Annotated in this window: 19 protein-coding genes; 2 read left to right on the top strand and 17 right to left on the bottom strand. The window is 40.7% G+C overall.

Going from position 1 to position 17,286, the window contains the following annotated elements:
* The first annotated feature begins 106 nt into the window (after positions 1–106).
* Positions 107–451: a DUF3899 domain-containing protein gene (locus GDZ68_RS13175; RefSeq protein WP_153722770.1), complete on the top strand. Its 345-nt coding sequence runs from the start codon at positions 107–109 to the stop codon at positions 449–451.
* A gap of 43 nt (positions 452–494) precedes the next feature.
* Here the strand turns inward: GDZ68_RS13175 and GDZ68_RS13170 are convergent, their stop codons facing one another.
* Positions 495–1,070: a YusW family protein gene (locus GDZ68_RS13170; RefSeq protein WP_153722769.1), complete on the bottom strand. Its 576-nt coding sequence runs from the start codon at positions 1,068–1,070 to the stop codon at positions 495–497.
* Between the two features lie 111 nt (positions 1,071–1,181).
* Here GDZ68_RS13170 and GDZ68_RS13165 point away from each other — a divergent pair, with 111 nt between their 5' ends.
* Positions 1,182–2,078 carry a catalase gene (locus tag GDZ68_RS13165; RefSeq protein ID WP_194841164.1) on the top strand — a complete coding sequence of 299 codons (897 nt, stop codon included), beginning with the start codon at positions 1,182–1,184 and terminating at the stop codon, positions 2,076–2,078.
* A gap of 104 nt (positions 2,079–2,182) precedes the next feature.
* On the opposite strand, the gene GDZ68_RS13160 is transcribed toward GDZ68_RS13165, so the two are convergent.
* The 16 genes from GDZ68_RS13160 to GDZ68_RS13085 all read right to left on the bottom strand — a co-directional run bounded on the left by GDZ68_RS13160 (position 2,183) and on the right by GDZ68_RS13085 (position 17,172).
* Entirely contained in the window at positions 2,183–2,485 is a 303-nt protein-coding gene (locus GDZ68_RS13160; protein ID WP_153722767.1) for a hypothetical protein, read from the bottom strand.
* On the bottom strand, positions 2,475–3,728 hold the full coding sequence (locus GDZ68_RS13155; protein WP_228551101.1) for an MFS transporter: 1,254 nt from the start codon (positions 3,726–3,728) through the stop codon (positions 2,475–2,477). The genes GDZ68_RS13160 and GDZ68_RS13155 overlap by 11 nt, the downstream gene beginning before the upstream one ends.
* A gap of 71 nt (positions 3,729–3,799) precedes the next feature.
* Positions 3,800–4,591 (bottom strand): 2-keto-4-pentenoate hydratase, encoded by a 792-nt coding sequence (locus GDZ68_RS13150; RefSeq protein WP_153722765.1) that lies wholly within the window; start codon positions 4,589–4,591, stop codon positions 3,800–3,802.
* Positions 4,588–5,613 carry a 4-hydroxy-2-oxovalerate aldolase gene (dmpG, locus tag GDZ68_RS13145; RefSeq protein ID WP_153722764.1) on the bottom strand — a complete coding sequence of 342 codons (1,026 nt, stop codon included), beginning with the start codon at positions 5,611–5,613 and terminating at the stop codon, positions 4,588–4,590. Before dmpG ends, GDZ68_RS13150 begins: the two co-directional genes overlap by 4 nt.
* 22 nt (positions 5,614–5,635) lie before the next feature.
* Positions 5,636–6,520, bottom strand: coding sequence for an acetaldehyde dehydrogenase (acetylating) (locus GDZ68_RS13140; RefSeq protein WP_153722763.1), 885 nt, complete (start codon positions 6,518–6,520; stop codon positions 5,636–5,638).
* Positions 6,521–6,550: 30 nt separating this feature from the next.
* The gene (locus tag GDZ68_RS13135) at positions 6,551–7,330 is read right to left on the bottom strand and encodes a 2-keto-4-pentenoate hydratase (protein WP_153722762.1); all 780 of its coding nucleotides are present in this window, start codon (positions 7,328–7,330) and stop codon (positions 6,551–6,553) included.
* 65 nt (positions 7,331–7,395) lie between these two features.
* The gene (locus tag GDZ68_RS13130) at positions 7,396–8,865 is read right to left on the bottom strand and encodes an aldehyde dehydrogenase (protein WP_153722761.1); all 1,470 of its coding nucleotides are present in this window, start codon (positions 8,863–8,865) and stop codon (positions 7,396–7,398) included.
* A gap of 10 nt (positions 8,866–8,875) precedes the next feature.
* Positions 8,876–9,322, bottom strand: coding sequence for a RidA family protein (locus GDZ68_RS13125; RefSeq protein ID WP_153722760.1), 447 nt, complete (start codon positions 9,320–9,322; stop codon positions 8,876–8,878).
* Positions 9,319–10,329 (bottom strand): amidohydrolase family protein, encoded by a 1,011-nt coding sequence (locus GDZ68_RS13120; RefSeq protein WP_153722818.1) that lies wholly within the window; start codon positions 10,327–10,329, stop codon positions 9,319–9,321. Before GDZ68_RS13120 ends, GDZ68_RS13125 begins: the two co-directional genes overlap by 4 nt.
* Positions 10,326–10,871 carry a 3-hydroxyanthranilate 3,4-dioxygenase gene (locus tag GDZ68_RS13115; protein WP_153722759.1) on the bottom strand — a complete coding sequence of 182 codons (546 nt, stop codon included), beginning with the start codon at positions 10,869–10,871 and terminating at the stop codon, positions 10,326–10,328. Before GDZ68_RS13115 ends, GDZ68_RS13120 begins: the two co-directional genes overlap by 4 nt.
* A gap of 220 nt (positions 10,872–11,091) precedes the next feature.
* Positions 11,092–12,390: a TRAP transporter large permease gene (locus GDZ68_RS13110; RefSeq protein WP_153722758.1), complete on the bottom strand. Its 1,299-nt coding sequence runs from the start codon at positions 12,388–12,390 to the stop codon at positions 11,092–11,094.
* A 45-nt stretch (positions 12,391–12,435) separates the two neighbouring features.
* Positions 12,436–12,987: a TRAP transporter small permease gene (locus tag GDZ68_RS13105; protein WP_153722757.1), complete on the bottom strand. Its 552-nt coding sequence runs from the start codon at positions 12,985–12,987 to the stop codon at positions 12,436–12,438.
* A 5-nt stretch (positions 12,988–12,992) separates the two neighbouring features.
* Complete coding sequence (locus tag GDZ68_RS13100) at positions 12,993–14,027, bottom strand: TRAP transporter substrate-binding protein (protein WP_194841163.1); 1,035 nt, start codon at positions 14,025–14,027, stop codon at positions 12,993–12,995.
* Positions 14,028–14,031: 4 nt separating this feature from the next.
* Positions 14,032–14,964: an alpha/beta hydrolase gene (locus GDZ68_RS13095; RefSeq protein ID WP_228551100.1), complete on the bottom strand. Its 933-nt coding sequence runs from the start codon at positions 14,962–14,964 to the stop codon at positions 14,032–14,034.
* Positions 14,965–15,176: 212 nt separating this feature from the next.
* Positions 15,177–15,533: a Na-translocating system protein MpsC family protein gene (locus GDZ68_RS13090; RefSeq protein ID WP_153722755.1), complete on the bottom strand. Its 357-nt coding sequence runs from the start codon at positions 15,531–15,533 to the stop codon at positions 15,177–15,179.
* A gap of 1,135 nt (positions 15,534–16,668) precedes the next feature.
* On the bottom strand, positions 16,669–17,172 hold the full coding sequence (locus GDZ68_RS13085) for a flavin reductase family protein (RefSeq protein ID WP_153722754.1): 504 nt from the start codon (positions 17,170–17,172) through the stop codon (positions 16,669–16,671).
* Positions 17,173–17,286: the final 114 nt, after the last annotated feature.

Genomic DNA, 17,286 nt, shown 5'->3' with positions numbered 1-17,286 from the left:
GAAATTATCTTAATTTTAAAGTTTCTGCGTAAATTCTATATTTATTACGTTTATTCTTGTATGATAGAAGCTAGATATGTAATTAAAGAAGAAAAGAAGGATTTATATGAAATCTACTATTATTGTTTTTTTTATCACCCAAATAGTAATTTTTGTTTCTATTTGGGTATTCTTTGATAAGTTGTCCTTGCTCAATTATATCAACACCTCTTTTTTCATCAGCTTTCTCACGCTGTTTATTGGTGCTGTTATGTATATTATCCGTACGGGCTTCTTTGATTTCTTTATGCAAAGTACACGGAAGGTTCTGGCACGCAAGGGGCAAAAAGAAGCCATTGAGTCCATGCGGCCCTTTTCGGAAACCCTGCCAGCAAGCCCCGCTTGGTTTTTCCTGGCGGGACTTCCCTCATTTGTACTTATGCTCATCGCATTGATTATTTATTATATTTGAATATAAGAAAAGCAGCGCCTCTAAGGAGAACGCTGCTCGTCTTTTATTTTCGATCCTCAATATCCAATTTACTCCCATCGTTGAATTTAATTTCAACTTCAAACTTTTCATAATCATCTTTCAGATCAAATGCTTTCAATACTTGATTGATCGTTTCTTCTTTAGGGCTGTCTTTCGTCAAATCAAGCTGTTTCACTTTTGGATATAAATCATCAAATGCTTCCTGACCTTTTAAGTACATACCATTTACTTCATCTTCTACTTTAGCTTCAATTGGCTGTCCATCGTCCTGGTCAATTTCCGCTTCATATTCGCTGTCTTTTCCATATGAAATTTCTATATCAATTTCTCTAAATGTAAGCTGATCCATATCTGCCTGCATTTGATCTTTGTTCGTATCAGCTTGAGTACCCGAATCTGTTGCAGTACCGGAAGTGCCGCCCTGATCAGCAGCCGCATCCGATTGTTCACCGGTGTCCATTGTGCCATCTGTCTGTTCAGTCTGGTTTGACGAATTACTGTTCGTTCCTTCATTGCTGTTCGGCGTTTTTTCATCGGAACCGCAGGCCGCCAGACTTAAAGCCATAATTAAAATAAGGGTAATAAAAAGCCGTTTCATTGATTTTCCTCCATTCTGAATGTTCTACAGCTTATATTCCCCATTTCTCGATTTTTTAACCGATTATTTTTTTCACATCAGGGTATGTTGATATATAAAGGAGCGATGAGAATGCAGGATCATAATCCACTGTCTGCAATTGGTGCGATCAACACCATTGAATCAGCATTTCAGGTAAAAAACAATTTGCGCCGGGCACATGCAGTCGGTTTAGCTTTTGACGCAAAATTCCAGCCTACCGGGGCTGCGGAACCTTTTACAACAGCAGCACATTTACAGCAAAAAGAAGTCTCTGCAATCGTACGCTTTTCCCACAGTTCCACAAAACCTAATCCACATAAAAAAATGAATCCGATAAAAGGCATGGCAGTCCGCTTTCAGTTAACTGCTAATACCTTTACAAATTTGACGATGGCCAATATACCTGTCTTTATCAGCGAAACACCAGAAGAATTCATAAATTTGTTGCAGACTTTTGAACGTGACAAAAGCGATTGGTCAAAACGTTTGGATTTTCTATTGCATGACGCAGATTACAGGGCGTTCGCAACCATTCTTAGAAAGTTGAAACCTTTTAAAAACTTTGAAACGCTTCATTACTATGCCCTCCACACTTATTACCTAATTAATGAAAGACAGCAAAAACAGGCCGTACGATTTGAATGGCAGCCTGTGACTTCTAATGAAAGCAATATGGAGGGAACAGATATGGAAAGCACTCTTATCAAAAAAGTTCAGTCTGGAGAGCTTATTCAATTCCGGCTGCTCATTCAGCTTGCAGAATCCGGAGATCCGGTTGATAATCCGGCAATCGCCTGGCCCAGCAACCGAAGAAAGATTGAAGCAGGCGTCCTGACACTCCTCTCTCTTCGTCCAGACAATGCAGAGAAGCTGGTATTTGATCCAACAGTTACCACGCCTGGCTTGGAATGCAGCGAAGATCCAGTTTTGCGGTTCCGTTCTTCTGCCTATGCGGAATCTGCCAGACGGCGCGGCGCAAATGATTAGAGCAGATATTACACAATTAAACCGCCACTTGAAAAGTGGCGGTTTTTCTCCGTACCCCTGATAGATTGCGCGTCGGCTTACAGCTTCAAACCACTCTGGTGCACTTAAATAGAAAATGCCCTTTCCCTCATATACATCACTACAAAAGAATCCTCTAAATACTCTTCCAATTCTTCTGTCAGGATTTCCAAGTCTGACTCCACGCACTCATGATCATTACTATATTTAATTCTATTGTATTCCAGAAAGGAGATTAGGTGTCTGCGCCTTTCAGTTCTGCCTTCCATACCATAGTTGCAAAAGAACAAATCCATCATTCTATGCACCCTGTTTGTCACCTTGTATTTTTGACGGCATAGATGAATGAATGCCGAATCCGGTAAGTGAACCAATTCTTCAGTCGACATGTTTATCTCCTCCTTTCATTTGTTGCTGACTGGTTGTTTGTTTGAGTACGAGAACGACAACCATCATTAATACAGCCACATACAGCCAGCCATATGTGAAGGTCCCGCTAGTGTCTACAATATATCCGAATAGCGGAGGAATGATCAATACACCCCATGAGCTGATTGTTACAGTGACACCGGTAGCAAGCCCGGACTTTTCTTTCTGAACCAGTTCCACTATGATCGTCATCCAAACACCGTTATAACCGGATACGGAAAAACCAAAGATGAAGACTGTGATTAGAACGGCTAATAACGGCGTAGCAGGAAGAAGCATCGCAAAAATTATTGCACAAATCCCTGTCAGAATCGTAACAAAGAACATGATGATCATTCGGTTACCGGCAAAGAACCGGTCACTGATTGCCCCCCACGCGACTCTGCCAATAGAGCCTCCCACTTCAGCCAATACGAGTAAAAGCCCCGCTAAAACAAGTGTCATCTCTAACTTTTCGAAAGCAAACAAGATGATGTACGTCGTGAGGCATAATTGCGCCCCCTGCAAACCCATCGCACTGATACTCAATAAAAGAACCTGTCTATTATTCAAAACCATTCGAAGATCTTTCCAGAATTCACTTTTATTCGACAGAGTAGATTTTTTGGTTATAGACTGCGCTGAGTCTTGATAGTAGTATGCTACTAATGCGCCCACAGCCAGTAAAACTAAGCAGCTGATGAATAACGCCGGCCGCCAGCCAATTTCTTTAGCTGCAGGCAATAATAATAGCGCAGCCAATGCAGAACCTGCTGTAATTCCCATTTGTTTAATGCCCATTGCTGTACCCCTGCTGTGCTGCGGAAACCAATAAAGAATTCCCCTATTCGTTGTAGGATGCATCGCAGCATACGCACCCCCGCCGACCACTACAGCAAACAGCAATAAGTAAAAGTGAGTTGTAAGCGTTATAAGAATAAAACTGATTCCAAGTAAGAACACGGTTCCAAATAATTGCTTCTTTGATCCCAAGCGGTCTGCCAATAACCCTGATGGAATCGCAGCCAATGACTGTCCCAGAAAAAGAGCAGCCGGCAACAATCCAATCTGTGTATGGGAAAGAGATAAATCTTTACCGATTAATATCGTCAAAGGCGCCAGACTTCGGCCGACAAATGACACCATAACTTGAGCAACCAATAGCCAGATCAGCATTTTCCAAGCTGTCTGCAATGTTTGTCCTTTTGAATTCACACTCGCCATGCCAATCATCTCTTTTAACTTTTATAATGAAAAAGAGAGGGCTGGCAATCAGCGCACTCTCCTTTTATCACTCACTTACAAAACATTGAAACACTGCCTAATCCATCAAACTGCGCAACAACAGAATCACCCGATTCAAATGAAATTGCTTCAGACATCGCTCCACTTAGTACGATGTCACCTTTCTTTAATCCTTTTCCGCGCTTGCTCAGCTCTTTGACTGACCAGGCAATTGCTTCAGCAGGGTGACCGAGTACAGCAGCACTTGAACCCGTTTGCTCCACTCTGCCATTTTTGGACATGACCATTCCAATACCACCTAAATCAATGGATTCCGGTGAAATCCACTTACTGCCGACAACAAAACGAATGGACGAACAGTTATCAGCTATCACATCCACTAATGTGAATTTAAAATCCTTATATCTGCTGTCGATTACTTCCAGTGCAGGTGCCACATATTTCGTAGCCTTGATCACATCATCCGCAGTGATATTTTCGCCCTCTAAATCCTCACCCAATAAAAAGGCGATTTCAGGTTCTACTTTCGGATGAATCAATTCGGAGTATTTGACCGGCTCCCATTCCGTTGCCAGCATATCTGCATGAAGATAACCATAAATTGCCTGGTCAACCCCCATCATGACTTGCTTTGCCTTACTCGTAAGACCAAGTTTTACACCAACATGCTTCGTATTATTTTCAGACAGACGATGTTCCAACAAACGATCTTGGATTACATATGCTTCTTCAATTGTCAGCTCAGGATATTTATCCGTGACCTTCACAACCTCCCGGGCATCACGCTCTGCTGTATATAAATAGTCTACAATTTCTTTTTCACGATCAGTCAGTACTGTCATAGTGATACCCCCGCTTTCTCCTTCTTTGCCAATTCAGCGGCCACATCCAGAATCATATCTTCCTGTCCGCCGACCACTTTCATTCTTCCCAGTTCCATTAAGATGTCACGAGGATCCAGACCAAATCTGGCTGCTGCCCGTTCCGAATGCAATAAGAAGCTCGAGTATACACCGGCATAGCCAAGCACCAGACTGCCCTTCTTAATTTCCTGTGTACCTGGAATCAGCGGTCCGACAATATCCTCAGCTAAATCCATCATTTTGTAAAGATCAATCCCTACGTCCATACCCATGCGGTCCATTACCGCCAGCAAAACTTCCGTCTGCGTATTGCCGGCTCCCGCCCCCAGACAGCGTACCGCGCCGTCAATACGGGTGGCTCCCTCTTCAATAGCGGCCAATGTGTTCGCGACAGCCAATGATAAATTATTATGTGCATGGAAACCGACTTCGATATCCAACGAGCCGCGCAGCGCTTTAATTCGTTCACTCACTTGATGAGGCAGCAGTGCGCCAGCTGAATCGGTTACATAAACGGCTTGCGCTCCATAACTCTCCATCAGTTTCGCTTGCTCCACTAATTTATCTACAGGCACCGAATGCGCCATCATCAGAAATCCTAAAGCTTCCATTCCAAGTTCACGTGCCTGACTGATATGCTGTGCAGATACATCCGCTTCCGTTGAGTGAGTTGCTACCCGCACAAGACCCGCGCCCAATTTATGTGCTTGTTTCAGTTCACTCATCGTGCCGATACCCGGAATAAGCAAGACTGCTACTTTTGAATCCGTACATTCATCAACTGCAGCTTCAATTAATTCCATTTCATTGACTAAGGACTTTCCATACTGGACAGTAGAGCCTCCAAGGCCGTCTCCATGACTTACTTCTATATAATGCATACCCGCATCATTTAAAGCTCGGGTAACATTTCGTACTTGTTCGACGGTAAATTGATGCGCTACCGTATGACTTCCATCGCGTAAGCAAACTTCTGTAATTTTAATTGGTTTCTTTGTCATGTGCGTTACTCCTTCCTCTTCATTAGATGAGCGACTTTTTCTCCTGCATCGACCGGGCAAAATCTTCCGCTACACGCGTAGCTGCCGCTGTCATGATATCAAGGTTCCCCGCGTACTCGGGGAAGTAATCGCCGGCCCCTTCCACTTCTACAAAAACGGTGACGACATTCCCTTCGAATAGCGGTGCTTGCTTTAAACGATATCCAGGCACATACTCTTTCACTTTTGCCACCATATTTTCAATGGATTCCTGAATCGCTTTTTCATCCATATTCTTCACTTCACAATAAATCGTATCTCGCATTAAGATGGGCGGATCAGCAGGATTTAAGATAATCAATGCCTTCCCTTTATCCGCTCCGCCGACTTCTTCAATTCCTCTGCGTGTAGTAATCGTAAATTCATCAATGTTCACGCGTGTCCCGGGACCGGCGCTCAAACTCGAGATAGTCGCTACGATTTCTCCATATGTAACATCCGCTACCTTATTGATGGCATTCACAATGGGTATCGTCGCCTGTCCGCCACACGTAATCATGTTAACGTTATCCAGCTCACCTGCATTTTCTTCATTGCTTACAGCAGGCGAAAAGAAAGGTCCAATGGCTGCAGGTGTTAAATCGATTGCCAGCTTCCCTAAGCTCTTCAGTACTTCGGCATGATGAAGATGAGCTTTGGCAGAAGTTGCATCAAACACGATGTCTGCCATTTCAGGATTGTCGGTAATTGCTTGAATTCCAGTAGAAAATGTTTGATAACCTCTCTCTTTCGCCCTCTTCAGTCCATCAGATTCTGGCTCAATTCCAATAATAGCTGTTAACTCTATAACATCACTGCGTTCCAGTTTGTACATTAAATCAGTTCCGATATTCCCGGAACCGATGATGGCTGCTTTTATTTTTTCCATCGTCATACTCCCTTCCTACCAGCGTAGTATTTATTCAAAGTGTACAGTGACAGCACCGACAGGACCGAAATCCGCCTTAATCGTGTCTCCTGCTTCCACTACAACTGCTCCTGACAGCGCTCCCGGTAAAATCAATTCATCTTTTTTCAATGAAATGCCGAATTCATGCAGTTTATTCGCAAGCCAGGCAACAGCATGTGCAGGATGACCAAGCGCTGCAGCTCCTGCGCCTGTTGCAATCAGCTCGTCATTTTTATAAAGCACCATACTATTTGTTCGCAAATCCAGCATTTCCAACGTAGATTGCTTATCACCGACCACCACTTTTGCGCTCGATCCATTATCTGCAACTGTATCAATTAATTTAATTTTCCAATCAGCTACCCGGCTGTCTATGATTTCAATCGTCGGCACAACATATTTCGTAGCCATCATGACGTCCAGAAACGTTACATTAGGTCCGGCTAAATCCTCAGATAATACAAAACCTATTTCTGCTTCAACTTTTGGCGCCAACATTGAATCCACTTTGACCACCGCTTCATTTTTCAATTCCATATCATCATAAAGATGACCGTAATCCGGCTCATCAACATTCAGCATTTTTTGCATCGCTGCACTTGTAAGACCTACTTTTTTGCCGATGATCGTCCTTCCTTCAGACAATTTCTGCTTCACCATTTCCAGCTGTATATAATAAGCATCTTCCACTGTTAACGAGCTGTCTCTTTCCGTCAAAGGTGCAATCCCTTCGCGTGTTTTTTCAGCTTCTAATAGTTCTGATGCATACTCTTCAATTTTAGTAGACAAGGTACTTCCTCCTCCTGCTCGAAAACAACAAAAGGCGGGCGCAATGCCACCTTTCGCTGTTCGTTTTATTTTTTAATTGTAATAGTCTTCGCCTCTGTGTAGAAATCAAAGCTGTGGCGGCCGCCTTCTCTTCCGATTCCGCTTGCTTTTGCTCCTCCGAATGGAGTACGCAGATCACGGACGTACCAGCAGTTTACCCATAGTAAACCTGAGTGTACTTGAGACGTTACACGCTGGCCGCGTCGAAGATCATTCGTCCAAACCACTCCAGCTAATCCATAGATAGAGTCATTAGCAATATCAATCGCTTCTTCTTCTGTCTTGAAAGGAATGATGACAGGTACCGGCCCGAAAATCTCTTCTTGTGCGACACGCATTTTATTATTTACATCATACAGTACTGTCGGCTCATAAAAGTTGCCTTCAGGCAAACCTTCTACCAATTTACCGCCGTAAGCAAGTTTGGCGCCCTCATCCAGTCCGATTTGGACATAGTCCGCAACTTCTTTCAAATGACTTCTTGAAACAAGCGCTCCCATATCTGTAGACTCGTCTGTCGGATCGCCGACTTTAATGTTTTTCACTGCTGCCACAAACTTTTCAAGGAATTTTTCGTAGATTCCTTCTTGAACCAGAATTCGTGAACCTGCCAGACAAATTTCGCCTTGGTTACGGAAGATCGCTTCGATCGATCCTTCGACCGCTTCATCCAAATCCGCATCTTCAAATACGATATTTGCTGACTTCCCGCCTAATTCCAATGAAACTGGTGTCAGGTTTTCCGCAGCATTACGCATAACGGTCTTCCCTGTCTCTGATTCGCCAACAAATGAAATTCGCTGAACATATGGATGCTTCGCCATTACAGTTCCAACTGTACTTCCCGGACCTGTAATAATGTTCAGAACACCTGGAGGCAAACCGGCTTCATTCGCAATCTTCCCAAGCAATACTGCACTTAATGGTGTATCAGAGGCCGGTTTGATGACGACTGTATTTCCGGCCGCGAGTGCAGCGGATGCTTTCCACGTCATTTGCATGAACGGTAGATTCCAAGGAATAATCAAACTTGTTACACCTGCCGGAGCGTATTGTACATAGGACATATGGTTTGCCATGTCATAATGTTCGTGCACCATATATTTCGCCATTTCAGCAAAGAAGCGGAAGTTAGATGCGGCACGCGGAATATCGAACTCACGGCTTTCACGAATTGGTTTTCCGACATCTAATGTCTCAACATACGCAAGTTCTTCGACATTTTCAAGAATCAAATCTGCCATACGGCAAAGGATTTCTGAACGTTTTTCAACCGGCATATTACTCCAGATTCCACTTGTGAATGCTTTATGTGCCGCCTCGATCGCACGGTTGGCATCTTCTTCTCCGCCCTTGGCGACTGTAGCAAGTTTTTGGTTGGTTGCCGGATTGATCGTATCAAATGTTTCTCCTGAAATTGCATCTACGTATTGTCCGTCAATAAATAGTTTTGCATCCTGGACAGTCGTGTTGTCCGCTACTAATTCTTTGGCCACGGTATTCCTCCTAGTCTTCAATCTCGATGATCATCTCAATTTCTATTGCAGTATTGTTAGGGAGCTGCGACATTCCAACTGCCGACCGTCCATGCTTTCCTTTTTCACCAAACACTTTGCCGATTAAGTCAGAAGCACCGTTCATCACTTTCGGCTGATCCGTGAAATCTTCTGTGCTGTTGACCATGCCTAGAACTTTCACGAATTGCTTCACTTTGCTCAGTTCACCAATTTCTTCTTTCACTACACTGATTAAGTTCAACATCGATTGCTGGGCTGCCAAATATCCTTCTTCGACAGTTAGGTCTCTTCCCAGTTTTCCGTGGTACTGATCTACGCCCTGTCCGGCTGTGAATAATAAGTTTCCTGTACGTACGCATCGAACATAATCTCCATGTGAAGGACGTAATGGAGGCAGTTCCAACCCTAACTCTTTCAATTTTTCTTCAGGCGTCATTTTTTCATCTCTTCCTTTACAGATATGTTTAGGAAATCCAGTGCGTTTCCGCCCAGGATCGCTTTTCTTTGTTTATCAGAAAGATTCACCGTGTCGTCAACTACTTTCCCCGGCGGTATTTCCCGCAGCAGGAACGGATAGTCAGAACCCATCACAATTTTTTCATGACCAAAGCGATCTATCATAAAATTAAGATTTAACGGATCATAATTCAAAGAATCAAAGTAAAAGTTCTTTGCATAAAAGCTAGGCAGTTCTTTCGTCTGTCTCAAATGCGGCCAAACCTTCCAGCCTTGGTCTAACCGCGGCAAGATATACGGGAAGGAGCCTCCGCCGTGCGCAAAGCAAACTTTCAGCTTCGGAAACTTTTCCATTACGCCTCCGTTGATCAAGCTCGCAGCAGCTAACGCCGTCTCGCTTGGCATTCCTACTGTATACATGAAATTATGACGCGGCATTCTGTCTTTACCGAGAGTCTCCCATGGATGTACGAACAATGGAACTTCCCACTTTTCTGCCATTTCAAAGAACTTCGTGAAATCGGGATCATCCAAGTTCTTTCCATTGATATTGGTACCGATTTCTATGCCTTTCAATCCAAGCTCCTTAACGCATCTTTCCATTTCACGAATGGATACTTCCACGTCTTGCAAGGGGACCGTTCCCAGACCGATAAAACGATCTGGATACTGTTTAACCGTTTTTGCGATAAAGTCATTTTGGATTTTTGACATTTCTTCTGCTTGTTTGCCATCTGCCCAATAAGAAAATGTCACAGGGATTGGAGACAAGACTTGAATGTCCACGCCTTCAGCATCCATGTCTTCAATACGTTTTTCAGGACTCCACACTTGATCTGTCACTTCACGGAAGACTTTACCTTCCACCATAATATTAGCTCCACAAGAACATGTTTTTTCTAAAGTCGGCCAGCGTCCGCCGCCAAACTTTTCCACAAAATCAGGAATATCTTCAGGAATGATATGTGTATGGAAGTCTACTCTCATTTCCACAACCCTACTTCTTCAGACATTACGTGACCGCAATGATTACATGTACGTAATTCTTCACTGCCGTTGAACTCTTCGATTGCCGCTTTAACCTGTGTTCCAATATCAGTTAGTTGAATAGTCTTTTTATGCATCTCTTGGTCACAGTTTTCACAGAACCAAACAAAATCTTCCAGTTCACCTTGATCGCGTTTACGCTCAATTACAAGCCCGTACGTATCAGCAATACGGTGCGGGGAGTGCGGCATCATAGCTGGAAGCATGAATACTTCCCCCTCTTTCACTTCCACTACTTCACGCTTGCCTTCAAAGTTGATCACTTCGACAAAGCAGCTGCCTTTAATTTGATAGAAAAATTCTTCAGAAGGGTCCACATGAAAATCGCGCCGTCTGTTTGGCCCGCCTAAAATCATACAAATAAATTCTGAATCTTCCCATAAAACCTTGTTGTTGACTGGTGGCTGCAGCGCATCTTTATTGTCCTCGATCCACTGTAATAGGTTGAACGCCTTTAAAGTTTTGATTGTTGAAGTTGTCATTTGAAACCCTCCATTATTTTAGTTTATTTTTTGTAAGCCGAATGAATATGTTTTGTGCCTTCACTAATGCAGAATCACGATAAACACAACACCCTCTCTTACTTTACTAGCTGTACTCTAACTATAAATGAAAACGCATACATCATTCTATATCAATATTTCACCATGTGAAATAGTTAGAATTATCCTAAAAAATATTTCCAATCATTTTTTTCTCATATTACATTTTGTTCGGTAAATAAAGAACAATATCCGGGAACAATATAATGAGAATTAAACCTATTACTAACGGTATGACAAATATAAGGGATCCCTTAATAATATCTGATAACTTAGCATCTGGTAGAACTGACTTTAATACGAATATATTAAAACCTACGGGTGGAGTTATTGCCGCAATTTCCACATTAATCGTTACCATAATTCCAAACCAGACCGGATGGTAACCTAACGCCATTACAGTTGGGAAAAAGATTGGAATAATGATTACTAAAATGCTCATTGGATCTAAAAACATCCCTAAAATAACTAATAGTACATTGATTAATACAAGGATCATCCAAGGCTCTAAATCAAATCCTAATAGCATTTCAGCCATGCCTTGCGGTATACCCAGACGATTTAAAATAAAAGAACTAAACATTCCTCCTATAATTAAAAAAAGAAACATTCCCGTTGTATGCACGGTATTTACGAATATTTGCTTAAAATTCTTTCTGGAAAAGTAACCCATTACCGCAACAATTGCAAATGCTACTGCTGCCCCTACCGCCGCGGACTCTGTTGGGGTAGTTACTCCCGTATAAATAGAACCCATTACCAAAACTACTAAAACTAGAATTGGTAAGACAGATCGCAAGGAAACAAAACGCTCTTTCCAACTACTTTTCGTCTTTTGAACAGGAGCTAAGCTCGGATTACGCATAATCATTACTAAAATCGTCAAACAAAGTAAACCTGCAATCATCAGACCTGGCAAGAATCCTGCAATAAACAAATCTCCTATTGAAGTTTCCGTTATCACACCGTACATAATTAAGGCCACACTTGGTGGGATCAAAATCCCTAACGTTCCCCCAGCGGCTGTAGATCCATAAGCTAACTTTGGGTCATAACCATTTTTAATCATCTCAGGAACTGCCATTTTACCAACAGTCGCAGCTGTTACCGGACTTGAACCACAAACTGCTGAGAAACCAGTGCTAGTTAATATTGTTCCCATTGCTAAAGCACCCGGTACACGTCCGAGCCATAGTTGAGTAGTACGAAACAATTGTGAACCAATTGGTGAAGCAGAAATTATCTCAGACATTAATATAAATAACGGAACAACAACTAAGATAAAACTACTGGATTGTGCAAGGGTAATAGTTGCCAATTGACTTAATACATTAGGGGAAAAGAATATAAAGACTCCCAGAGTTCCTACTAATCCCATAGAAACAGCAACTGGTAATCCAATTGATAAAAAGATCATCAAAACAATAATAAAAGCTAAAAACAAAAGAAATGACTCCAACCTACTCACTCCAATCTATAATCACAACAACCCATGGTGTTTACTCTAAATTGACTTGTTGAGGTTTTTCAATAATATTCGTTCTCGATAAAAAGTGAGTATTAAACAAATTATTGATGTTATCACAAATTGTGCTGTTCCAATGGGAGCAATTACATAAACATATTTCATTGGTACTTCAATGACTATTGGAAAAATACGATTATTGGAAAATACTTGAATAGTAGGCATAAGTACTTGCCAAAATAGAATTATTCCGTAAATTATCGTCAAACAGTAAGCTATTTGTTTACATATCCATTGCATAGTAGGAGACAATTTGGATGTAACCATATCAGTACTAACATGCGCCCCGCTTTGTAAAGCTGGAGCAAGTGAAAGAAAAAATACATAGACTAATAGAAATCTAGAGATATCCAACGCCCAAGTTGACGGTTGATTAAAGAAATAACGCCTTATCACTTCTTGGACAATAATGATAACTAATGCCATAATCATTACTGCTGCTAAAGCTATAAAAACATTATTTATTTTTTTCATAATACGCTCTACAACAATAATAAATTTAGGTTCTATGTTAGTTTCAATTTTGTTCATATGAATCACTCCTCTTCATTGTTTTTTAATACTTCAAGGAGTTTTTGTCCGTCCTCTCCAGCTGTTTTCGCGATTTCGTCATAGACACTTCGGAATATTTTTTGAAAAGCTTCTTGTTCATCACTAGTTAGTAAATATATTTCTGCTCCTTCTTTCTTCATATTTTCAATAGCTTCTTGTTCTTTTTGCCCTAAATCACTATAAGTTGCTTCACCTACTTGTTTTGATACTTTTTCAATAATTTCTTGATCTTCAGGTGAGATTTTATCCCAGATATCTTGATTTACAACATATGGAATCACATTAGAAGAAGCTCCCAAAGACACCATTTTTGGTGTAACTTCATATAGATTTTGTGAATTTGCTAAACTGACTGCTTGTATTGTTGAATCTACTGTTCCATTTTGCAGAGCTAAGTATAATTCACTAGGATCCATACTGACTGGTGATGCGCCTAGTCTTTGAATTTGCTCACTTTGCCAGCGTCCAGCAGTTCTCATCTTCATGTCTTTAAACTGATCTACTTCTTTGAGCAATTTTTTATTGTGTATTGCTAAAACATCTGTTGATCCTGGAGACCAAAATAGTAATTTGAGATTTTCTTTCGCTAAGATATCACCTAGTAGTAATGTTATATCTTCATAGCTAGCTTTGAATTGTTCTTCTTTCTGGAATGTTCCAAGCACCTCTAACAAACCCATTGCAGGTATTTCACCAGAAATTGCGCCTGCTGATAACACGCCAGCATCTACGGATCCATTTCTTACAGCATCCATTGTGTCAAATAAAGATACTAAAGAAGCTGAGTAGTGGGGGTTGAAAACAATTCTTCCTTCTGTTTCTTTCTCAACAAGTTCAGTCCACTTTGTAAATGATTGACTGAATGCATCATTTTCTGTGTAGAATAATGACATATCGATAGAGATATTTTCTCCATCTTCTTTATTAACTGACTCTCCTTCTGAAGAACAAGCTGTCAAAAATACAATTGTACATAACAAAGTGAAAACCGCTAGTTTATTAAAATTAACTATTTTCATACTTTTATCTCTCCTTTTCCAATTTATCATCTGATATTTGAAGATTTTCTGTTTTAGCTATTGAAATAATTTGTCTCCTTGAGAAGTTTCCATTACAAGCCTGAGTATTTATTTTCTTCAAATAAGAAATAATGTCTGGATAAATTATATTGTTCGGATAATCTTCTACTCCCCCTCCCTTAATTCCAGGTATATAGTTAAACCAAAAGTGACCTATATCGTCAATTTCCGTTAACTCCACATCAATATTTGCTCCTTTCAATTTTTCAAAAAAGATTCTAGACTGAAAAGAGTTAACGATATTATCTTCTTTTCCTGTTATCAAATAAAAGCTTGTGTCAAATGTCGGTCTAGTAGCAGCAGCATTGATAAAGGAAATGGGAGACGCCTCTTTGAAAGCCCTTTCATTTCCTTCAAAAGTTAACCCCAGTAATCGCTCAAACATTTGGATCTTTCGTTCTGCTTTTAAACTCTTACATTCCATAACCAAATCATAAGGACCATATACTCCTACAACTGCACATATTCTATAACTAAATGGTTGTTTTCTCAGAGAAAATAATGCTGCCAAATATGCTCCAGCCGAATCACCAATCATACTAATACGGCTAACATCTATGTCTAATCGATTGGAGTGTAAAACTAGCCAGTTCATTGCTTCTTCTATATCTTCCAGCACTTCGGGATAACTAGCATAGGTTGATGTAGCCAACCTATAATTAATAGCCATCACAAAATAGTTCTCTCGAGCCAGTCGCTCTCCCCATTCTGTATACATCTCCTTTGAACCTGTTTGAAATGCTCCTCCATGAATTAATACAAGTACAGGTGATTTTTCTGAGCAGTTTGACAATCTAAACGTATCTGCAGTTAAATACTCATTTTCAGCCTTTCCATAGACAATATTTTTTTCAATAATAATATCCTCTTGAATCATACATATCTCTCCTTATATCGATCGAAAAACGCATAAAAAACCATAGCTGTATATACCCTCTTAAAAGAGCGGTATCTCAACAGCTATGGTTTGTCTTCTTTTAAAGACCACCCAATGCCTATTCATAGTTAGTGCGCAGGAACACTGATCACCTTTTATAACTCTAAATATATCAAATAGTTCAACTATTGTAAATAGATTTTTTTAAAAAATTAAAATAACTTATTGTTCAAAACTAGAACTGCCACTGCTGAATCGTTATCAAAGTCCCATGACTCATAGTTTTCTATAACTTCACAATCTAAAAAGCTCTGAAAGGCCGCCATTCTATTTTCTTTATTGAGATCTAAAAACATTCTCCTTGTCTCTGTTACTAATCGTCTGCCTTCTGGATTTTTTATTAGTTCCTTCTCACGCTCTGTTAGTATCCCACGAAGAAAATAGATAAGTGTATCTCCAGCCACACGTACTTCGGCCCTTTTTGGTCCTTTTCCTCCCACATCTTTAACATAGTGATTAACAAAGTTTAGAAATTCTAGTTCAAAAGCATTTGAGTCTATATGTTTCATTGACAGTAATACCTCCTGTATTATAATAAGTTACTATTCTTTTACTGCATGCTAAATCACCTAAAAGAAAGTATCATCCCACTATTCACAATAAGCTAAGTCCTTACCTATCTATTATAATACAAGAAAGTATTTTAGTATTTAGATTTTTAAAAATCATTATATAATTTCAGAACAACGCAAAAAGACAATATAGACTAATAACATAAATGTCTATATTGTTCCTTGATTATTCAACAATTAATAGGGAATCCATTTCTGATATGGTTACTACGCCTAAACAAAACATTACAGAAAGGAATTTTATGATGCCTACTTTAACCACAACGCCCTACATTTCAACCGTTCGATTAAATTATCCAATCTAATTAGATGACCTATCAAGACAATTAAAAGCTAAAAAGTTGTGAGAACTTTAGGTTTTTCATTTGACCATGAAAAATTCAAGTTGTCTAAATCAGGGTCTTCACCAAAACATGTGCTTGACAGTTTAATTGATGAGCAGTTTAATATTTTTCGTGATTGCGCAGTATAGGATGGTAAGTGGGAGGACACCGTTTCCCTGCGTTCCAGGCGGACGCGTTCCGGAGGGCCCTCGGTGAGCCAACTGGTCGCTTCGCTCCCTTTAGTTGTCTCATCCTATCAGGCTGATCCTCCCGGAGTCGCCGCCTTCCACTCCGGTACACTAGGCTGGTTTTTCAGGACTTTTTATGTGAGTAGGTAGTAGTATGAGCATACTGTTTGAGACTATAATGATAGTAGCGGTGTTTCATGCACTACTTATCATTCTGCAATTACCTAAATTCCTTTGGTCAATGCGTTTACAAAGTCGAGAAACGAAACTACACCAACTAAACTCGCTCTCTGCAAAAAAGCAACATGTCATACTTCCTGCAATACCAGCGTAGGCGCAACTGCGGGGTCGGCCGTTGCGATGAGACTGGTGGCATGCTCTTCGCCAGTAGGCTTATCGCGAAAGGCAATCCCCCAGCGCCGAAGTGGGTTCAAACTGCAAAGTCGAGCAACGAAACCCGCACAAATCCACCCCCTGACAAACTTCAGCAAGATTTTGCAATACGCACGCGACAGGGTCAAGAACAGATTTTGGTGTAGAGTCCTAAATCATTATCACTATTTATTTCACCGAATAAAACTCCGCCGGTATCGAACCAAATACTCTGCGGTGATACAGCATAGGATCTTTTGAGCTATCCACTTTCAAGTCCACAACTTCCCCAATTAATACGGTATGGTCTCCTGCTTCAATCGCTTTGAATGTCTTACATTCAAACACACCAAAGGCGCCGTCGATGATAGGCAGACCATTTTCCGACTGGTGCCATCCGCATGTGCTGAAACGATCTTCATGGCTGCTCGCAAATGTTTTGCAAAGTTCGGATTGTTCCCCCGCCAAGACGTGCACAGCAAACTTTCCTCCTTCAGTAAACTCTTTTAACGAAGAGACTCTATGATCAATTGACCACAGCAGCATAAGCGGGTCCAGAGAAACAGATGCGAATGAGTTAACTGTTAATCCGACCGGTACTCCATCGCCTGTAGTTGTCGTCACAATGGTTACACCTGTAGGGTAATTCCCCATAATATCTTTAAAGACTTGTTGTTTTTCTTCTTTATTCATTATTATCTCTCCCTACTAATTATTCTTTTTATATCAATCCATAGAAAGTATAGCATAAGCTCGTTTGTACTTCATCGTAACTAACTATTGAATAGACATTATTCTAATAACTGT

The sequence above is a fragment of the Sporosarcina cascadiensis genome (assembly GCF_009650995.1).
Taxonomy (GTDB): Bacteria; Bacillota; Bacilli; order Bacillales_A; family Planococcaceae; genus Sporosarcina; species Sporosarcina cascadiensis.
Note: the sequence above shows the minus strand (reverse complement) of the source record. Positions and strands in the feature narration are given on the sequence as shown.